Origin of the sequence: Microcoleus sp. OTE_8_concoct_300, assembly GCF_031383065.1 — a bacterium.
In the GTDB taxonomy this organism is placed as follows: Bacteria; Cyanobacteriota; Cyanobacteriia; order Cyanobacteriales; family Microcoleaceae; genus Microcoleus.
The window spans coordinates 1-19,081 of sequence record NZ_JANMZH010000492.1; the positions used below are offsets into that span (position 1 = coordinate 1).

Below are 19,081 nucleotides of genomic sequence, written 5' to 3' on the forward strand. Positions count from 1 at the left end.
TCTATAAAATTGGTCGAAAGGTAGCTGATAATTTTAAAAAAACTATGCAAATTACTTTTGATGAATACTTGCCAAAATGGAACTATAGAGCCGTACCTCAAACTTAGTAATTCATCAAGTTATTTATTTTTCAGTCCTTAGAAGAAATATGAACATTATCTATTCTCTTCTATTCCTTTCTCTTTTATTCTCTCTCTCTGTGTCCTCTGCGCCCTCTGCGGTTCATAAAAAAAAGATCTCTCACAAATCCATTAACATTATAAGGTCAAATTTATTTGAGACTTGGAGTTTTGGATTTGAGATTATCATCCATTCTAGAGGCTGGAAAATCCCCGAATCTCTTGAGCAATCCCAATCCAAAATCCAAAATCCAAAATCTAAAATCGCCTAAGATTGACCGTCTCGGCGGCCGAGTTCGTAAACGCCGCCGCCAATACAGGCGATCGTACCCATAGATACCGCCCAACCAGTACCCAGAGAAAATTCTACGCCCCAATTGCACAATCCGCCCGCAATCAAAAAGGGCACAATGCTCAACAGCGAAGCGTAAAAGGCATTTTGAGCTTCTCTGGCTTCGCGGGTTCTTTCAAACTCGGCTTCCGAGGTGTAGAGGGATCTCTCAGCAAAATTCATCCAGCGGTTGAGTTGCAGGATTACCCATTCTGTGAGGGGCGACAGGCCCCAATAGAGGGCCAAAGACCACAAAGACGCACCGGCGATCGCAGTTGCGTCTATGGCAAAACTAAAGGGAAAAATTTCAGTAAGCATTGCTTGATGTTGGTGATGAATTGGAGATTTCAGACGGCATCCAAAATCCGCGAACTAACTATAGTGTCAAACAAAAGCTCGATCGAATTCAAGCCCAGCAGAAATTCCTGGGCTCAATTACTTTCGGATACCCGTAGCATTTAACCCGAAGCCTTGACACCAGCTCTGTATGCAGTAAGATACACGTTGGTCAACTGATTCGTTTGGCGGGTAGAGCTGACGAGGCAATCTTGCAGCGAATTGGCTTGGGCAACGCACACCCGCAAATACATTCAATTTTCAGCCGTGAAAAAAATCGTGCAAGACTCTAGAGGCCCGCTGACGGGAAAACGCTTTTTTCGTCCCAGACAGATGCTGCTGCTGGCACTTTCGATCGGCATTGTTTTGATCAGCCCTTATTTGCAGCAGCAGGTAGTCCAAGCTCAGTCAGGCTTACCAAGGAGAGTAGCGACGGGTAATTTGTGGCAAGAAGCTTCTTTTCCCGTCGAAAATTTTGAAGCCTACAGTTCCCCCTTCGGCCCCCGTGGCGGGGATTTTCATTACGGTTTGGACTTGGCCGCCCCGGAAGGCAGCTATATCCGCAATTGGTGGGGCGGGCAAATTGTGGAAGTTTGGGAAGATGGCCGGTGCGGCACTGGTATGGTGGTGCGATCGGGAAATTGGGAACACATCTACTGTCACCTCAGAGGTCGGGTGGAAACAGCTAACGGCGGACGTTATTATATCGATCGCGAAGGCGGACTGCAAATTTGGCAGGGTCAAGCTGTGCCGGCCGGTGCGAGAATTGCCAGAGTTGGGATGACCGGGCGCACGACCGGCCCTCACCTGCACTGGGGATTGAAGTACGATGGTCGCTGGGTAGACCCGGCTTTGGTATTGCGGGAAATGTACTCCCAACAATCTTAATTGGTCATTAGTTAGTAGTCATTAGTCATTAGTCATTAGACCTCTTGCAAAAATAACTAGGACGGGCAAGATGCCCATCCCACAAGAATTATTTTTTCTTGTGGGATGGGCATCTTGCCCGTCCAATAAATTTATGAAAAGGACTTTTGCAAGAGGTCTATTAGTCATTAGTTAGTAGTCATTAGTCATTAGTTATAGCGGTTCGATCGCGTGGTGAGGTATGGGGGCAAGTCCTATGCCCATGCCTACGGAGGCCACACCAGGCCACGGAGGCCGCGAGAGCACCTCATGTTACTGAGAAAGGCTATAGTAGTCATTTTTATTGGTTTGTAGTAAGGACTAAAGTCCTTATTTTTTCGAGAAAGAGGAATAAAGTCCTCACTACAAACTTGAATAACTAATGACTCATGACCAATGACTAATGACTCTTTACGTTGGAGCTAACTCTTTTTTAGTCAACTCGGTGTACCGCTCGACAATTTCGCGGAATTCGTCGCCCTCGATCGTTTCTTCATCCAACAGCGCTTCGACAAGTTTGTCTACCAAAGCGCGGTTTTCGCGGATAATCCGGCGAGCTTCTTCGTAGCAGTCAAAGGCAATTTCCCGGACTTGCCGATCGATCTTGATTGCCATGTCTTCGGAATACTCCGATCGCGAATTCCAGTTCTGCCCCAAAAACACCTCATTATTCTGACTTTCTAAAGCCACAGGCCCCAAATCCGACATTCCATAAAGCGTTACCATCTTCCTAGCTAGGCTGCTGACTTGTTTGATATCGTCGCTGGCACCCAGAGTTACTTCGGCATCGCCGTAAATTTCAGCCTCCGCCGCCCTTCCCCCCAAAGCTACTGTAATCCGGCTTAACAGCCAAGCCCGACTCATCAAACCTTCGCTGTCGATCATTTCGTCGTCGTACACATAGCTAACAAAGCCTGCGATGCCGCCGGAACGGGGGATAATTGTCACTTTATCTATTGGGTCAGTATTTTTGAGCATCGTCCCGACTAGGGCGTGTCCGATTTCGTGGTATGCTACCATCCACTTTTTCTTGCTGTCGAGCAGTGGGTTAAGGGTAAGCCCGATCGTGATCCGGTCGATCGCGTCGTGAACTTCTAAGTTAGTAATCGTGTCTTTACGACGCCTCGCGGTGAGAATGGCTGCTTCGTTGAGCAAGTTTGCCAAGTCAGCGCCGGAAAAGCCGGGAGTGCGGCGGGCGATCGTGTCGAGGGCAACTTCTGGGTCGAGTTTTTTGTTGCGCGCGTGAACTTGCAAAATCCCTAAACGCCCTTTGTAACTGGGCAAATCTACCGTTACTTGCCGATCGAACCTGCCGGGCCGCAGCAGGGCGGTATCGAGTACGTCGGGGCGGTTGGTAGCTGCAATCACAATCACGCCGCTGTTACCCTCAAAGCCGTCCATTTCTGTCAGCAACTGGTTGAGAGTTTGTTCGCGTTCGTCGTTGCCGCCGCCGATACCAGCGCCGCGCTGCCTTCCTACGGCGTCTATTTCGTCGATGAAGACGATGCAGGGCGAATTTTCTTTAGCTTTGCGGAACAAGTCGCGGACGCGGGAGGCCCCGACTCCGACAAACATTTCGACAAATTCCGAACCCGAGATACTGAAGAAGGGGACGGCTGCTTCGCCTGCGATGGCTTTTGCCAGCATTGTTTTACCGGTTCCCGGAGGCCCGATTAACAGAACTCCTCTGGGAATTTTGGCGCCGATGGCGTTGAAGCGTTCGGGTTTTTTGAGGAAAGTTACGACTTCTTGAAGTTCTTCTTTAGCTTCTTCGATTCCTGCTACGTCGTCGAACATCACGCCGGTTTTGGCTTCCATTTGGAAACGGGCTCTGGATTTGCCGAAGTTCATGGCATTTCCTTGAGATTGGGTCGATCGGCGCAGGATTGCCATCAACACTGCCAACACAGCAAAAATCACTAGCAAGTTTAGGACTAAACTGACTGCGGCGGCGTTGTCGGCTGTTTGTTTGACTTCAAAGTCAATCTTTTTGGCGCGGATTTGCGAGTACAGTTCTCGGTTGTTGTAGTCGAAGAGAGTAACTGATTGGGCGGGAGCGTTTTTTTGATTTTTTAGCGTAACTTTGGCAGTTCTTTGGATTTCGTCTACTTCGATTTTAGTGACTTGCCCTTTGTCTATGTTCTCGATCAGTTGGCTGTAACTCATGGTGTTTGGCGCGCTGTCGGCAAACACCGGGGTCGAGAGCAATATTCCTTGAGAAATCACCAAACTGCCCAGGATGCGCCAAAGATTCCGTCCTGGAATTGATTTTTTAGGATTCTGCGGGATCGATTTGTCTTTGTTTACAGCTAGATGCCCCAGCCATGCGTGTTTCCAAGAATTTTTCATATTGCTTTGCCCAAGGTTGAAGAGTGCCAATATTGACCGCTTTTGGTTTGCTACCTTTATTTATTTTAACAAAATGGTGGGTGTTGAATGGGTTGATCTGTCGCTGGCATCTCAAAAGACTCCTCAAAATAGCCGGTTGTCAACGATCCGAGTCTGTTTTCCCGTCAGCGGGCCCCGGAGCACTCACCCGTCCCTACCCATAACCTTCTGTTCTTCCTTCTATCTTCTACATCGTCCAGTTGACTTGACAGGTGCCGATCGAACTTGCTATCTTAATCATACTCGTAATGACTACGCTTTAGTTAAGCAGTTATTGTTTTTAAGTTTTATGGTAAAAATTGTCGGCATTGGTGGAAGTTTGCGGGCTGGGTCTTACAGCCAGTTAGCGTTGAAGGTGGTAGCAGAAAGGGCCCAGGCCCTAGGCGCGGAAGTTGAAATATTGGATTTGCGATCGCTCAAGCTGCCCTTCTGCGACGGCGAGAATGATTATATCGATTACCCGGATGTGGACAAGCTGCAGAATGCGGTTAAGCAAGCCGACGGCTTGATTTTGGCAACGCCGGAGTATCACGGTAGCGTCAGCGGTTCTCTCAAGAATGCCCTGGATTTGATGAGTTTCGAGCATTTGGACGGGAAGGTTGCGGGTGCGATTAGCGTTTTGGGAGGGCAAGTTAACAGCAACGCACTCAACGATTTGCGGGTGATTTTGAGATGGGTGCACGCTTGGGTAATTCCCGAACAAATTGCGATCGGACAAGCTTGGAAAGCTTTTAGTCCTGATGGTAAATTGTTGGATGAAAAACTGTCTGAAAGGTTCGACGAATTTGCTCGGAGTTTAGTAGAAAATACGCGGAAATTGCGAGGAATTTCGTAATTGTATCTCCTGACAAATGTAGTCCGGGACGCAACTGGCATAGTCTTTGGGTGCGTCCTTTCTCCCTAATTTCTCGATTTGAAGAGGTTTTGTCTCTAGCAGAGCACCCTACAAGCTGTAATTTTAACAGTCAACAGTCAACAGTCAACAGTCAACAGTTAACAGTCAACAGCCAACAGTCAACAGTCAACAGTCAACAGAGTTAAAATGGCATATCGATCATGTCTCCGAAAGGATGGGGTACGTCGATCGACATTCTTCCAGGTTTTGACTCATATTTCTCAATCCACTTTTTGGCCAATTCCAAAGCTTCCTCCTCTGTCTTGGCATTTTGGACGGCGACGTGGCGGTTGCCACGGCTATCCCAAACCTCGACGTAGAAGACTTTCTGGGATTGAATAATCCAACCTTTATAAGTGTCTGCTGGTTCCATAGTTAGAATCCTAAAATAATCGGGCGGGGAGTTCCACTGGCGAGCTAATTGTAAATATTGCCCTGCATAAAATGAATTTTACGGGGGTTTCTATAGTATTTTTGGAAAAAAGTCAGTTTTACGGTTAACCTCATGACTAGACTCCGGAAGCAATTATTTAGCTGGAGAAAATATCTCCAACCTTTGGCGGCGGCGATCGCGATCGCCCTAATCGCATCCCAGATGGCGGTATTGCCGGCATTGGCGACTGGCGTGTACGAAATGCCGGTGTTGTCGGCGGGCGATCGAACTTGGGTGTTCGACAAAGGCGACGTGCTCAGCCGCAGCAGCGAAAGCAATATCAGCAGCGTGCTCGACAACCTGGAAAACAACACAGGGAAACAAGTCAGGTTTGTCACCATCCACCGCTTAGACTACGGCGAAACGACTGCCACTTTCACCGACCAACTGTTTGAACAGTGGTTTCCGACAAAAGAAGACCAGACTAACCAAATTTTACTCGTTCTCGACACTGTTACCAACAGTGCGGCAATTCGGACGGGGGAAGGGGTGAAATCCCTGCTAACCGATGAAATTGCCCAGAGTGTGGCTGGGGAAACCGTGCAAGTGCCGCTGCGGGAAGGCAATAAATACAACGAGGCATTTGCGGGTGCAAGTACGCGCATTGCAACTGTTTTGTCGGGCGAACCGGATCCGGGTGCTCCTAAAGTTGTTGACAACATTCAAGTTGAAGGCACGTTTAAAAAAGCTGAAGAAACAGACCAAGGCAATGCCACAGTTGTTGTGGTTGTGCTGTTGGTATTGGCGACAGTGATTCCGATGGTGACTTATTTCTGGTATCAAGGCTTTTCGTAATCGGTGCTGCTTGCATCCGATCAGTTGCCGTTTTGTCAAGAAAATATGGCAGGGCTGCACTAATCTTGAACGTATTCTCGATCGCTCAACAATGCAATCTCTGCCCGTACAAATTCCCGTCCCAGATAAGCCGCGTGATCTAACATTGTCACCGGGCTGGGGCGGGTTTCTTCTAGGATTCTGACACAAAGTTCTTTGGCGGTTCTGCCAGTAAAAAGTGTGGATTGGGTGCGTTCTACTTTGCCGCGGGCGGGGATGGGTTTACCAGTTTCGGGATCGACGGCGAGGCCTCGATCGTCGATGATGTTGGTGAAATGTTTGGCACAGATTAAGCTGGTTTCGCGATCGAGATAAATGATGAAGTAGCCGCCGGGATCGAGGTCAAGGTGGCGTTTGGATAGCTTGTCATCGATTGCGGTCAGATTTTCCAAGGTTTGACTCATGGTTGGTGAAAGAAAGTAGACAATAGCTGTGATTTGTTCTGCTATTTCTAGTTTAGTCGGCTGCGGGACAAGTTTGGGAGTTTTTGGACGATCGACATTCTAGGCAAGATCTGTAGACACGGCAATGCCCTGTCCGGCGCGGGGTTTTTGTTTAAATTAGTATTCTGAACCGCAGAGAGCGCAGAGAACGCAGAGTGAAAGAAGAGAGAGAAACAAAATATGTTAGGATTGGCGTGAGTAAGATTTAGTATTAAATTATAGATGAAATTTATAGATTTGTTTTCCGGAATAGGAGGTTTCAGGCAAGGTTTTGAAAAAGTTGGCTTTGAATGCGTTTTTTCATGCGAAATTAACAGCAAATGCCGAGAAGTTTACACAAGAAATTTCGGTGAAGTTCCTTTTGCCGACATCAGCAACATCAATCCCGCCGATTTAGCAGACTTTGATATTTTAGTCGCCGGGTTTCCGTGCCAACCTTTTAGCATCTGCGGCAAAAAGCTCGGTTTTGAAGATACTAGAGGCACGCTATTTTTCGAGATTTGTAAAATTATCAAAATCAAGCAGCCTAAAGTTATCGTTCTCGAAAATGTCAAGCACTTAATCCATCACGACAAGGGAAATACCTTAAAAGTAATTATTGCCAGTCTTGAAGATTTGGGATACAGCGTGAATTACAAAATGCTGAATGCTAAAGACTTTGGAATTCCTCAACATCGTGAAAGAATATTTATTATTGCAACTCAAGGTAAACTATTCAATTTTTCTCGGCTTAAAACCCAGTTGACTCCAAAACTCAGGGAATTTCTAGACGAGACAGGGGATTTTGAAATATTGGATAAATCCGAGTATACTTTAATTGAGTCTCCGAGAAAGCAAGATTCGGGACTTTTGTTTGTAGGTTACAGAAATAAAGGTACTTGGAAAACTGGCGTGAGGCCGAATACAGAACATTTATCGAGAGTTCACAGGCAGCCCAATCGCATTTATTCGGTAGATGGAGTGCATCCGACAATTCCTTCGCAAGAAACATCGGGCAGGTTTTTTATCTACATTCCTGAGCAAGATATTGTGAGAAAGTTGACGCTGAAGGAATGTTACCGTCTTATGGGTTTTCCTGAAGATTTTAAGAGTTATCCTAGTGCAGGGGAAAGTTACAAGCAAATTGGCAATTCGGTTTGTGTTCCGGTGGTGGAGGCGATCGCCAAAGAAATACTGGGCGGTTGAAACCGCCCAGCATTATCAGGGGTTTTTAACCCGGATTTGATCGGACAACTTGCTAAGCTATGTTTGCGAAGGTTGCCATACGATGCTGGATCGCTGTGCTAACAAATCTGCCAATCTTTCAGCTTTGTCTCGATCATCTTTCACCTGAGGTAAACCGAAAATCTCAGCGTGGAATGCTGAATCACGTACTGCATCTAAACCTAATTCACGAATTTGTCCTACTTGCAGACTAGCAACTCCCAAACAATTTGTGAATTTTGCTGCACATTGTTCTGGCGAACAAACACTGGCAATTGTTACCGATAAACCCCGATCGTTGGGCCGTAGTAAATAAGCGGAAAATACAACTAAGTTTGCTTCGTCAATCCATTGTCGGCGGAGTAAAGCTCTATAGACAATAGCACTGTCAGGTAAAGAATTGAAGTGATTTTTCGTACTCATAAGTCGTTAGTGATAACATACAGCAGATTCCAATTGAGTGAAGTACATTCACCCCACCCGCCCTATCGGGCACCCTCCCCGAACTTCAGGGAGGGTTGCGGAGGGGTGTACTCCATTTAGATGCAAAGCGCTGTATTTAGGAACAAGCTCTGCTTTAGAAACGAGGCAAAAAAAAGGAGTTCCTGGCTGGGAGGAACTCCTGAGTATAGAATTGTTTCATTTGTATTAAGCGGAAAGTCGATTCTTAGTGGTGAGGCTTAAAAAAAAAGCCGGCCAAGTCTACGAATAATAGATATTATAGCACGTTTTCACACTTATAAGAGTGTTTTACAAGAAATATAGGAGCTACCTGGTATTTTACTTGCCACTGTAATGAATCCTTAGATATTCATGACTACATCTGATTCCCTCCGAGAATATTTATCGGTCATACCTTATTAAACCACTCTAGCCAATGGGCTAAGGTTGCTGCTGAAGTAATATCTTCCGAGCCATACTCCTCACACTTTTGATGATAAATGTAAGCTTTCTCATCAGCATTATGCGGGCAGAACAAGCGTACTCTCCGATCGGCATTCACATTTTGCCAAGCAAGTCTGATACTACCTAGATCGTCTGTACCAGTGGATGCTTTAGGAAAATTATCACCCAAAATATCATAGGTTTCTACAATCAATTTCATCGCTGTTCTGAAAGCATACTCAGTCGGTCTCAAAATCCCGTACTCATCCTCTTGTTCTAAATCTAAAAGTTCCAGCAGACGTTCGACAGTGATGCGGAAATTCGATAAACCGCTGTTGCTACTGCTATCGGTAGTTTGTTCCTTTGCTAGAGTCATAAGATTAAATTCATTAAGTCGATCGCTCTTTTTATGCTAACACATTTAGAACTCACGCATCGAGGACGAGAAACCGGGTTTGAGGGCAGAAAATACGCACATTCCAGCCAAAATAAACCGGATTTTTTGGAAAAACCCGGTTTCTTTGGTCGGAGTGCATAAGTCCTATGAACTTTTGAAGCTTGTAGTTGCGCTTGAGTCCCGGCCGGCGCCCAAGCGCAACGACAAACAAGTATTAGGCGGGAACTTGGATTTTTTCAGTCCCGGCAAGTTCAAAGGCTGCGTGAATTGCCTTCAAAGCAGTTACGCCTTGTTCCTCATCCACAACGCAGCTAATTTTAATCTCGGAAGTTGCAATCATTTGAATGTTGATTTGCTGCCGAGAAAGCGCTTCAAACATCCTTGCGGCTACTCCCGGATTGGCTACCATCCCGGAACCGACAACACTAACTTTGGCAATTTCTGTATCGACTGCTACTTCGCCCCATCCGAATTCTGGGGCGGCTTTTTCGAGGGTGTTTTTAGCAGCTTCGGCGTCAATTTGTGCTATGGTAAATGCAATGTCGCGAGTTAAGATGCCGTCGATATTGTGGCAGCGCTGCGACTGAATGATCGTGTCTACGCTGATATTTTCCTCGGCTAAAAGTCCGAACAGTTGTGCTGCTACTCCGGGTCGATCGGGCAATTGGCGAATTGCTAAACGCGCTTGATTGAGATCCAACGCAACGGCGCGGACTGCGGGCGGTTTGTGGGATGATGAATGCAGCCCAACAGGGGAGTTGGCGACATCAAAGGCTTTGCAGAGTTCGGCAACGGCCCGATCGCAATCTTCGGCATCGATCGCACAACTAACTTTCACCTCGGATGTAGAAATCATTTGAATGTTAATTCCCGCATCCGCTAAAGTCTTAAACATCTGCGCCGCTACCCTTGGACGGCCGATCATTCCCGCACCCGCAATGCTAACTTTAGCTATGGGCCGCTCTTCTGCTTTCACTTCCGGTTCTCCCAATTCTGGGCGAGAATTCTTGCCGAGGGTGGGAATAATTGCATCTGCAACGGCGGTGGCTTGTTGGAGAGATTTTCGCGTCACTGTGAAGGCAATATCGTTAGTATTTCCTTCATGAATTGACTGGATAATTAAGTCTACATCGAGGTTTTGTTGGGCGATCGCACCGAATAACCGCGCTGCTACTCCCGGGCGATCGGGCAAACGCAGCAGCGACACCCCTGCCTGATCTAAATCAAATTCCACCGCATCCACCGCTTTTGCGAGCTCCAAGCCCTCCAAAGGCCGAGGTTGCGGGGGTGGGGACACTACCCGCGTACCGGGGGCGTCACTCCAGCTAGAAAGCACTACCAGCGGCACGCCGTAATTCTTGGCAATTTCTACCGCGCGCGGGTGCAGCACTTTTGCGCCCAAACTCGCCAATTCCAGCATTTCGTCGCAAGTGATTTCGTCCATCAATTGGGCGTCGGCAACCAAGCGCGGATCTGTAGTCAAAATTCCGGGCACGTCGGTATAAATTTCGCACCTGTCGGCCCCTAGCGCTGCGGCGAGGGCAACTGCTGTTGTGTCGGAACCGCCACGCCCCAAGGTGGTAATTTCCAATTCTCCGGCATCGGCGATACCTTGGAAGCCCGCAACCACAACGACTTTACCGCTTTTTAACTGGGTTTCGAGCCGATTCGGGTCGATTCGCAAAATCCGGGCGCGGGTGTGGGCGGCTTCGGTGACAATGCCAACTTGGGCGCCGGTGAGGGAAATTGCGGGCTGTCCCATTTCCTGCAATGCCATGCTCAAAAGTGCGATCGAGACTTGTTCCCCAGTGGAAAGCAACATATCCATTTCCCGCTTGTTGGGATTTGGGGAAATTTCCTTGGCGAGTTTAACTAAACCGTCGGTGGTTTTGCCCATTGCCGAAAGTACGACAACCAGAGAGTTGCCGAGCTGTGCTGTTTTTACAACTCGTCGGGCTACTTCTAGAATGCGATCGACCGTGCCAACCGAGGTTCCGCCATATTTCTGAACAATTAGTGCCATAGGACTTACACAAAAAGTGATGCAATACTTAAGCTAATATACGCAAATTTTCGCTCTTGACCGATGAATGTTTATATCGTTTCTGAGGAGCCTGCTAGCCGATCGGGTTTTTACAGCACATGATATTCCTAGGGACACTGAATTGCCGTGTCCCTACCGGAACCTGCGACTGATGGGAATTTAGATTTTTGATTGAAGAATTGAATAATTGCGAATGACTTATGAAGAACCTAACCCCGATAATCATCAGTCATCCGCAATCTAAAATCTAAAATCTAAAATCTAAAATCGAATTACTCGCCTTCTAACTCTCGCAAACGCGCTTCTAAAGCTTGAATTCGCAATTCAGCTTCTATGCGCCTTTGTCGTTCTCGTTCAGCGGCAAATTCCGCTCGTTCGGCGGCGAATTCCGCTTGTTCTACCCGTTCATCAGCAGCCAGCAGCAAATTCCCAGAGGCATCCCACCAGCGCAGCCAAGGCAGTTCTACACCCTGATAAACCCCTTGCCAAATGCCTAATTCCAATCCCATTGGCTCGATTTTGTAATGTCCGCGCTGATTTTCCGGCAGTAACTCAAATCTATCTTCTACCAAATGATACACTTCAACTTGTGCCTTTTTGACTTCATAAATGCCATAAAAAGCAGGTCGAATTATCCGCTCGTAAATCCAGAATTTGCCCTGGCGAGGAGTCCTATCTCTTTCTTCACTGCCATCTCCCGACACAAATTCCAGTACAATTAGCGGCGGCATTAATTCCCGCCACATTACATAGGAGCGGCGAAGATTTCCGTCAATAGTTGGCGACACGTCGGGTACGTAAAACCAATCAGGCGCTTCGGCTCCTCTTTCTGGCGGTTCCGGGGGCTGAGCCACTCGCCAATAAATACCAGAATCTTGACCGATGCAGTATTGTCCGTCGGGATGAAGTCGATCTAAAATGGGTCGAACAGACGTTGTTAACAGGATGCTTTGAGGGTGTTCTTGAAAATTTTTCACAAAAGTACCGTCGGAGTCTGGTAATTGAGTGTGGTCTGGGAAATCTGTTGCTATAATTTCGGGTTTTTCGGTGACACTCATGTTGACCTCTTGAATGTTGAAAAATTATACTTATAATTGGTGAGTTAGAGAGTAATAATGCTATTATGTCATAGGAAACCTCCGGTTGCTATATAGATTTTTTTAAGGAATATGAGTCAGTACAAGTTAATTATTTTTGACTTCGACGGCACTTTAGCAATTACTCACAAAGCTATTATATATTGCTTTACCAAAACCTTTGAAAATTTCCAGATTATCCCGCCTGCTGCTGATACTATTATAGGTACGATTGGCATCAATTTACCAAATACTTTTAAAATCCTGCATCCGGCGATCGAGGAAAGCGCAATTCCCGAATGGGTGGAAACTTACCGCTCTTATTATCGGACTGAAGGTGAAAAGCAGGTAGATTTATTTCCCGGGACAAAGCAAATATTGCAGTTGGTGAGCAAGTCGGGATTGAGCCTGGGAGTTTTCAGCAACAAACAGGTAAGTTTTGTTAATTCGTTACTAAAAAAATTGATAATCCACAGTTTTTTTGATTTAATTTTAGGTGATAACGGAGAAATAGTCCCGAAACCAAATCCGGCTGTTTTTCACTCGATTATTAAACCGCTGTTTCCGGAATTGGATAACAGTCAAGTTTTAATGGTTGGCGATACAGCGGTTGATTTGCTGTTTGCTAAAAATGCTGGGATAGATGTTTGTTGGGCGGCTTACGGATATGGCGATCGCGCTCAGTGTCTCGCCCTAGAACCGAATTTCGCGATCGACGATATTTCCGAACTTGCTGCGCTAGTTAAAAATTAATTTTTTCTAGCTTTTTTTGAGAATAGTTGGAATCATTTAACTCAAAAGTCTTTAATTAAAAATATTTCAATAGAGGCGGACGCTCTATTAAATTAATTTAAGTGAAAAAATAAATGCGCGAACCTGTAAGCCGCCTAAACCCGGCAAAGTAAACCATACCAAAGATAGAGTTATTGCGACAACAGCTATTATAAATTAACAAGTAGGATTCATGTGAAGGCAGAAGGCACAAGGCACAAGGCAGAAGGAAAAAAAACGATGGAGGTCAGATTTTTTTTAGGTAGAATTTACAGCCAAAATTCTGCATGATAGCCTTCTAACTTCTGCCTTGGGAAAACAGGGCAATTCTGTTAAAATCTAGGGTCTGCTGCCAGTCTGGATCGAAAATAAACTCAATCTATAGAAACTCATGCAGATCGATATAAGCATTCCTTCTGAAACGCTATCGCCGACTCGCACTGGTGGCAATGCACCGAATTTAATAGAAGAAGTATTTCGGCTGTACGATCGCGCGCTGGCAGCTATCAGCAACGGCATCGCGATCGCGGACGCTACCCGCCCGGACAAGCCCATAGTCTACTGCAACCTGGCTTTCGAGAGGATTACAGGCTACGATCGCAGCGAAATAATCGGGCAGAACTGTCGCTTCCTGCAAGGCCCGGATACCGATGGCGCTGCCGTCGATAAAATCCGCGTGGCCATGAAAGAACAACACGACTGCAAAGTAGTTCTGAAAAACTACCGCAAAGACGGCACCGCCTTCTGGAACGAACTCGCCATCTCGCCCGTGCGCGACAGCAGCGGGCTCGTCACCCACTTCATCGGCGTCCAATCTGATATCACGGATCGCTTCCAAGCAGAAGAAGCCCTCAAACAAGCCGAGGCAAAATACCGCAGCATCTTTGAAAACGCCACCGAAGGCATATTTCAAACCGCCCCAGACGGGCGCTACCTCAGCGCCAACCAGGCACTCGCCCGAATGTACGGCTACGATTCCCCGTCAGAACTGATGGCAAAATGTTCGGCAAAAAACCTTTACACCGATCGCGCCCGCCGCGCTTCCTTCATTGCAGAAATCAGCAAAAATGGCTCCATGAAAGAGTTTGAGTCCTGCGTCCGCCGCAAAGACGGCAGCACTACCTGGATCTCGGAAAACGTGCGCGAAGTCCGCAACGAAGGCGGCGAGCTCCTTTACTACGAAGGAACCGTCGCCGAAATCGCCGCCCGCAAAGAAGCCGAAGCAGCCCTGCGAAATCAAGAATACTGGCTGAAAACCGCGATCAACGCCGTGCCCGACGCGATCAACCTCACAGACAGCGAGGGGCGCTGGCTAATTGCCAACGACTACGCCCTCCAACTTTTGGGCTGGGAAACAGCAGACTACCAGGGCAAAACTACTGCCGAACTCGCTGCCACCGCCGATCCGAGAGTCAGAAAAATCCTGCTAACTTGGCAGGAAACCGACGAAACAACCTGGCAAGCCGGCACCCTCACCTCCAGCCGCCAAAGTGTCCCCTTGCCCACAGGCGGCAGCAATTTGTTTGAAGTGCGGAAAGTGCCGCTGTTCAACCCCGACGGTTCGCGCAAAGGTTTGGCAGTCGCTGGGCGGGACATCACCCAGGAAGTGGAAGCGGATGCAGCTTTGCGAGACAGCGAACAGCGGTTTCGGGCAATTTTTGAACGCGCTGCCATCGGCATGGTAGTCGCTACCCTCGAAGGTATGGCGATCGCCACTAATCCGGCATTTCAAGCTATGCTGGGGCTCTCGGAAGCTCAACTGCGGGGTATGGACCTCGAGGAATGCGCGCACCCGGAAGACGTAGAAGCCGATCGCCAGTTGCGCCAACAGTTGGCCGCCAGCGAATGCGAAGCTTACCAAATCGAGAAGCGCTACCTCCGCCAAGACGGCAGCATCAGGTGGGCACGCCTCAGCGCCTCTGTCATCGACAGCAGTCAGGGAACGCCACAGTTTATTTTGGAAATGGTAGAGGATATTACCGATCGCAAACAAGCCCAGTCAGCTTTATTGCAAAATGAGGCTAAGTGGCGATCGCTGATTCTCAACAGTTCCGACATCATTACTATTCTTGACGATCGCGGTAGCATTGTTTACGAAAGCCCTTCTGTAGAAAGAGTTTTGGGCTACGAACCACAGGAACTCGCTCGTCAAATTGCTCTCGATTTCATCCACCCTGACGACCTTGCCTCGGTGATTTCCGAGGGCGAAAAACTGATCGCAAATCCAGGCGTTCCGATCGCCGTAGAAGGTCGGTTCCGGCGCGCTGACGGTTCTTGGTGTTTTCTCGAAGGCGTCGGCATCAACTTGCTAGCAGACCCCGCTGTGAACGGAATAGTGATCAACTCCCGCGACATGACGGCGCGCAGGCAAGCAGAGTACCGCCTCAGCAAAATCAACGAGTGCTTTTTGGGATTCACCACCGACGCCGCTGACAACATCCAGCGCCTGACATCTTTAGCAGGCGAGCTTTTGGGGGGAAGCTGCGCCATCTACAGCCGCGTCGGTGACGGTCTGCTGCGCGCGATCGGGACTTGGCAAGTGCCGCCGGACTACCCGCTGGTCGATCGCGCCGAGGGCCACATCTGCACCGACGTATGCAGGAAAGGAAGCGATCGGGCTGTCGCCCTTCCTGACTTGCAGAACACGATCTACGGCCAAATCGATCCCGCTGTCATCCGCTACCAACTGCGAAGCTATCTGGGACAAGCAGTGCGCCAGGGCGACAATTACGTGGGTGCGATGTGCGTTCTCTACACCGACCCGATCGCGCCCACAGAAGCCGACTGCAAGCTGATCGGAATTATTGCTGGGGCGATCGGAGTCGAGGAAGAACGGGCCGCCGCCGCCGCTCGCGACCACCAAAAATCCCAAGAACTGCAAACAGCTTTGCACGAATTACAGCAAACTCAAATGCAGTTAGTACAAACCGAAAAAATGTCTTCCCTCGGACAGGTGCTAGCAGGAATTGCCCACGAAATTAACAACCCAGTTGGCTTTGTCGCTGGCAACCTCTGCCACGTCCGAGGCTACGTTCTCGACTTGTTAGAAATCGTGCAAGCCTATCGAGAAGAGTACCCAAATTCCCCAGCCAAAATTCAGCAACAAGCCGATGATATAGACTTAGAATTTCTAGCAGAAGACCTGCCAAAATTGCTCAATTCGATGCATACAGGATGCGAGCGAATTGTAGAAATTATTCAAACACTGCGCAATTTCTCGCGGGCTGACGAAGCGAAAATCAAGACAGCCGACATTCACGAAGGTTTAGAAAGTACCTTGTTAATGTTGAACAGCAGGCTGAAAGCCAAGGCTAACTGGCAGGGCATTAAAGTGATTAAAGAATACGGAGAACTGCCGGAAATAAACTGTCATCCCGGACTGTTAAACCAGGTATTTATGAATGTATTGGCAAATGCGATCGACGCCTTGGAAGAAAGCAGCAGCCAAGCAAAAGACACCGCAAATTCTACCTGTCCTACTATTACGATTCACACAGAAACCATTGATGACAAGTGCATTTGCATTCGGATTAAAGACAACGGTTCGGGCATTTCCCAAGATCAGATCGTGCGTTTGTTTGACCCGTTTTTTACCACGAAACCCGTAGGCAAAGGCACAGGTTTGGGTTTATCAATTTCGCACCAAATTGTCGTTGAAAAACACAACGGCAAGTTGCAGTGCCTCTCCGAACCCGGTCAAGGCACTGAATTTATCATCGAAATTCCAATTCGTTGACATCAGGACGCTGGTAATCAGGATATCATGATTGATATGATGGGTGTTTATCCAAATCCGCTTTAAACACCCCTTGATAAGACTGGTTGAAAGCGCTCGTACCCAATCGAAGTCAGAGTCCAGACTGACTAAGAAATAAACGGGGTATTTAAGCCGGATTTGGTATGAAACCGGATAGGCAACAAGTGGTTTGATATCAAATCTGTAAGCAGCGGAATTATTCCTATCTCTCTTCTATTCATCTGCGTGCATCAGCGTCAATCCCTTGTCATCTGCGGTTGGATAAATTCTCTTTTTTTGACCGCAGATGAGGGCAGATGCAACACAAATTAACGCAGATGAATTATATAAATTTCGGTGGCACCATCCATCCGTGATTGTTGACTGTTGATTGGATTTGACGCCCAATGATGCAACCGGAATTGATATGACACTCTACCCTAACGCGGTAAGGTGTTTCAGGCGTACCTTACATATAGCAGTTTTCAACTGAGTCAGGTAATCTACACTCAGCACCCCATTACCCATTATTAATGTGTACCTGACTCAACTGAAAAATACTATAGCAATCCTAAATGATTTGTGAATTTCTTACTTCCTCCCCGAACCTGGGGGGAGGGTTGGGATGGGGTAAAAAATTTATGACTCATTGAGGATTGCTATATAATTATGTTCAAGTCAGCCCTAATTTAGTTAAAAACTAAACTGCGTCCGCAAATTGCCCACAAAAATTGTCGGGTTGTTATCGAAATTATTGGCATTGCCGATCGCATAAAATGCTGGCACGATCGAAATATGGTCGGTGAGAGGCAAATAATAAGCTGCCTCAATGTCGTACTGCGTGCCGCCATTCCCTCCGCCAGAAACCAGAAACCTCCGACCGCCAGTAAAGTCAAAAGGTACTACAAATGACACCGTAAGCAAAGCTCCTTCTTTGAACAAATCTGGAAATGCAAGTCCTAACTGATAAGATTGATTTTTGATCGTGCCGTCGGGTCGGTTAGTCTTGGGAAATATATTGGTTTCGGCATAGCCGTAGCGGCCGAAAAGACCAAAGCGGGGAGTGACTAACCAATCGAAATTGAAACTATAAGTATTCGCAGTCGCATTTCCCAGGCGGCCGCCGAAACCGTCATCTGCCACACCGGTCAACGGCATGCTGTTAGGAGATCCAATTAAGCCACCGATTTGCTGGATGTTGGAACGGCTGTACAGAAAGCGCAAATTAGCCCGATCGCTCGGACTGAATGTTAATTCTGCTGTCGTCGTATTCGTGCCGCCAAACAAGCCTTGAGACGGATTGGAAGCGGAATTAAACACGGAATTCGGCAAAAATTCCGTACTCTCGCCCAAATAGCCAAAACGCAGTTTCAATGCGCGGCCGATATCCCACAAAACCAAAGCACCGGCACCGCGTTTGGTAGCGCTTAACAAAGGGCTGTTGTTAGAATCAAAGCTGCTGACACCGTTCACGAAAAAGTTAAACCTATTGTTGTCAAAGTAGCGGTAGAAATTAATCCTCGGCCCGACTACTACTTGCAAGCTTTTGCTAAGCGGGAACCGATAGGAAAGTTCCCTCAGGACAACTTCATTGGGATTTACTCCCGCAGTTTGATCGAGAAAAGGAGTGCCAAAGGTATTGAATAGACCTGTTGAAGTATACTGATTGGCTGGGGAATTGCCGTTACCTACAGCTAGCTGTGTAATCAATTCGTCTTTCCCTGTAAAGGAAGTAGTGAGAGTCAACCAAACTAACTGGCTGAAAGTGATTTCTGGGTCGTCAACTTTCTGCACGATCGGTCTGTTGGTGACAGGATCGCGTCCGGCTACTCGATCGAGCCCAGCAGCTTTTCCATTTATTGCTTCAACTCGGACTCGCTCGCCCGCAAAAGCTCCAGTCAGGTTAAACCAAGCAAATCCGTTTAGTTTAGTAGTAGTTGAAAATTGGTTGGCTTCCAATTCGGCTGTTCGAGCTTCTAAAGCATCTACTCGACCGCGCAATGTAGCTAATTCGGCCGCAAATTCTTCTTGCAGTTTTTGCAGAGATGCTAAATCTTCTCGGCTGACTAAATTACCAGTAGAACCGCTAATTTGTTTGGTAATTTGATCCAAGCAAGCATTTAATCCGGCGGCAAATTCGTAGCGAGTCATTGCCCGATTGCCTCGGAATGTGCCGTCTGGATATCCCGCAATGCAGCCGTATCTTTCTACTAGGGATTGCAAGGCGCCAAAAGCCCAATCTGTCGGCCGCACGTCGGACAGTTGGGAAACAGAGGTGACTTGT

Annotated in this window: 15 protein-coding genes; 6 read left to right on the forward strand and 9 right to left on the reverse strand. The window is 47.6% G+C overall.

The features are described 5' to 3' along the window. Nucleotides 1-387 precede the first annotated feature (387 nt). The gene (locus ACUVJL_RS22170; RefSeq protein ID WP_333136265.1) at nucleotides 388-768 is read right to left on the reverse strand and encodes a hypothetical protein; all 381 of its coding nucleotides are present in this window, start codon (nucleotides 766-768) and stop codon (nucleotides 388-390) included. A 351-nt stretch (nucleotides 769-1,119) separates the two neighbouring features. On the opposite strand from ACUVJL_RS22170, the gene ACUVJL_RS22175 reads away from it, so the two are divergent. Next, the gene (locus tag ACUVJL_RS22175; protein WP_445247822.1) at nucleotides 1,120-1,674 is read left to right on the forward strand and encodes a M23 family metallopeptidase; all 555 of its coding nucleotides are present in this window, start codon (nucleotides 1,120-1,122) and stop codon (nucleotides 1,672-1,674) included. A gap of 429 nt (nucleotides 1,675-2,103) precedes the next feature. Here the strand turns inward: ACUVJL_RS22175 and ftsH are convergent, their stop codons facing one another. After that, on the reverse strand, nucleotides 2,104-4,041 hold the full coding sequence (ftsH, locus tag ACUVJL_RS22180) for an ATP-dependent zinc metalloprotease FtsH (RefSeq protein ID WP_445247810.1): 1,938 nt from the start codon (nucleotides 4,039-4,041) through the stop codon (nucleotides 2,104-2,106). Between the two features lie 136 nt (nucleotides 4,042-4,177). Between ftsH and ACUVJL_RS22185 the strand changes: the two genes are divergently transcribed. Beyond that, the gene (locus tag ACUVJL_RS22185; protein ID WP_445247811.1) at nucleotides 4,178-4,915 is read left to right on the forward strand and encodes an NADPH-dependent FMN reductase; all 738 of its coding nucleotides are present in this window, start codon (nucleotides 4,178-4,180) and stop codon (nucleotides 4,913-4,915) included. Nucleotides 4,916-5,117: 202 nt separating this feature from the next. Here the strand turns inward: ACUVJL_RS22185 and ACUVJL_RS22190 are convergent, their stop codons facing one another. Beyond that, on the reverse strand, nucleotides 5,118-5,348 hold the full coding sequence (locus ACUVJL_RS22190; RefSeq protein ID WP_332958004.1) for a hypothetical protein: 231 nt from the start codon (nucleotides 5,346-5,348) through the stop codon (nucleotides 5,118-5,120). 132 nt (nucleotides 5,349-5,480) lie between these two features. On the opposite strand from ACUVJL_RS22190, the gene psb32 reads away from it, so the two are divergent. Further along, entirely contained in the window at nucleotides 5,481-6,203 is a 723-nt protein-coding gene (gene psb32 / locus ACUVJL_RS22195; protein WP_445247812.1) for a photosystem II repair protein Psb32, read from the forward strand. Nucleotides 6,204-6,262: 59 nt separating this feature from the next. On the opposite strand, the gene ACUVJL_RS22200 is transcribed toward psb32, so the two are convergent. After that, on the reverse strand, nucleotides 6,263-6,646 hold the full coding sequence (locus ACUVJL_RS22200) for a DUF4346 domain-containing protein (RefSeq protein ID WP_445247813.1): 384 nt from the start codon (nucleotides 6,644-6,646) through the stop codon (nucleotides 6,263-6,265). A 261-nt stretch (nucleotides 6,647-6,907) separates the two neighbouring features. On the opposite strand from ACUVJL_RS22200, the gene ACUVJL_RS22205 reads away from it, so the two are divergent. Further along, nucleotides 6,908-7,870, forward strand: a complete 963-nt coding sequence (locus ACUVJL_RS22205) for a DNA cytosine methyltransferase (protein ID WP_445247814.1) — start codon at nucleotides 6,908-6,910, stop codon at nucleotides 7,868-7,870. A 57-nt stretch (nucleotides 7,871-7,927) separates the two neighbouring features. On the opposite strand, the gene ACUVJL_RS22210 is transcribed toward ACUVJL_RS22205, so the two are convergent. From ACUVJL_RS22210 to ACUVJL_RS22225, 4 genes are all read right to left on the reverse strand, one after another. Further along, nucleotides 7,928-8,311 (reverse strand): hypothetical protein, encoded by a 384-nt coding sequence (locus tag ACUVJL_RS22210; RefSeq protein WP_445247815.1) that lies wholly within the window; start codon nucleotides 8,309-8,311, stop codon nucleotides 7,928-7,930. 427 nt (nucleotides 8,312-8,738) lie between these two features. Then, nucleotides 8,739-9,149, reverse strand: a complete 411-nt coding sequence (locus ACUVJL_RS22215) for a hypothetical protein (protein WP_445247816.1) — start codon at nucleotides 9,147-9,149, stop codon at nucleotides 8,739-8,741. 235 nt (nucleotides 9,150-9,384) lie between these two features. After that, entirely contained in the window at nucleotides 9,385-11,193 is a 1,809-nt protein-coding gene (locus tag ACUVJL_RS22220; RefSeq protein ID WP_445247817.1) for an aspartate kinase, read from the reverse strand. A 293-nt stretch (nucleotides 11,194-11,486) separates the two neighbouring features. Continuing rightward, on the reverse strand, nucleotides 11,487-12,272 hold the full coding sequence (locus ACUVJL_RS22225; RefSeq protein ID WP_445247818.1) for a Uma2 family endonuclease: 786 nt from the start codon (nucleotides 12,270-12,272) through the stop codon (nucleotides 11,487-11,489). A gap of 111 nt (nucleotides 12,273-12,383) precedes the next feature. On the opposite strand from ACUVJL_RS22225, the gene ACUVJL_RS22230 reads away from it, so the two are divergent. Together ACUVJL_RS22230 and ACUVJL_RS22235 are read left to right on the forward strand one after the other, a co-directional pair. Further along, a complete protein-coding gene (locus ACUVJL_RS22230; protein ID WP_445247819.1) occupies nucleotides 12,384-13,043 on the forward strand; it encodes an HAD family hydrolase in 660 nt (219 codons plus the stop codon). 409 nt (nucleotides 13,044-13,452) lie between these two features. Next, nucleotides 13,453-16,797 (forward strand): PAS domain S-box protein, encoded by a 3,345-nt coding sequence (locus ACUVJL_RS22235; protein ID WP_445247820.1) that lies wholly within the window; start codon nucleotides 13,453-13,455, stop codon nucleotides 16,795-16,797. 693 nt (nucleotides 16,798-17,490) lie between these two features. Here ACUVJL_RS22235 and ACUVJL_RS22240 read toward each other — a convergent pair. Then, a partial coding sequence (locus ACUVJL_RS22240; RefSeq protein ID WP_445247821.1) for an iron uptake porin occupies nucleotides 17,491-19,081 on the reverse strand: 1,591 nt, incomplete at its 5' end.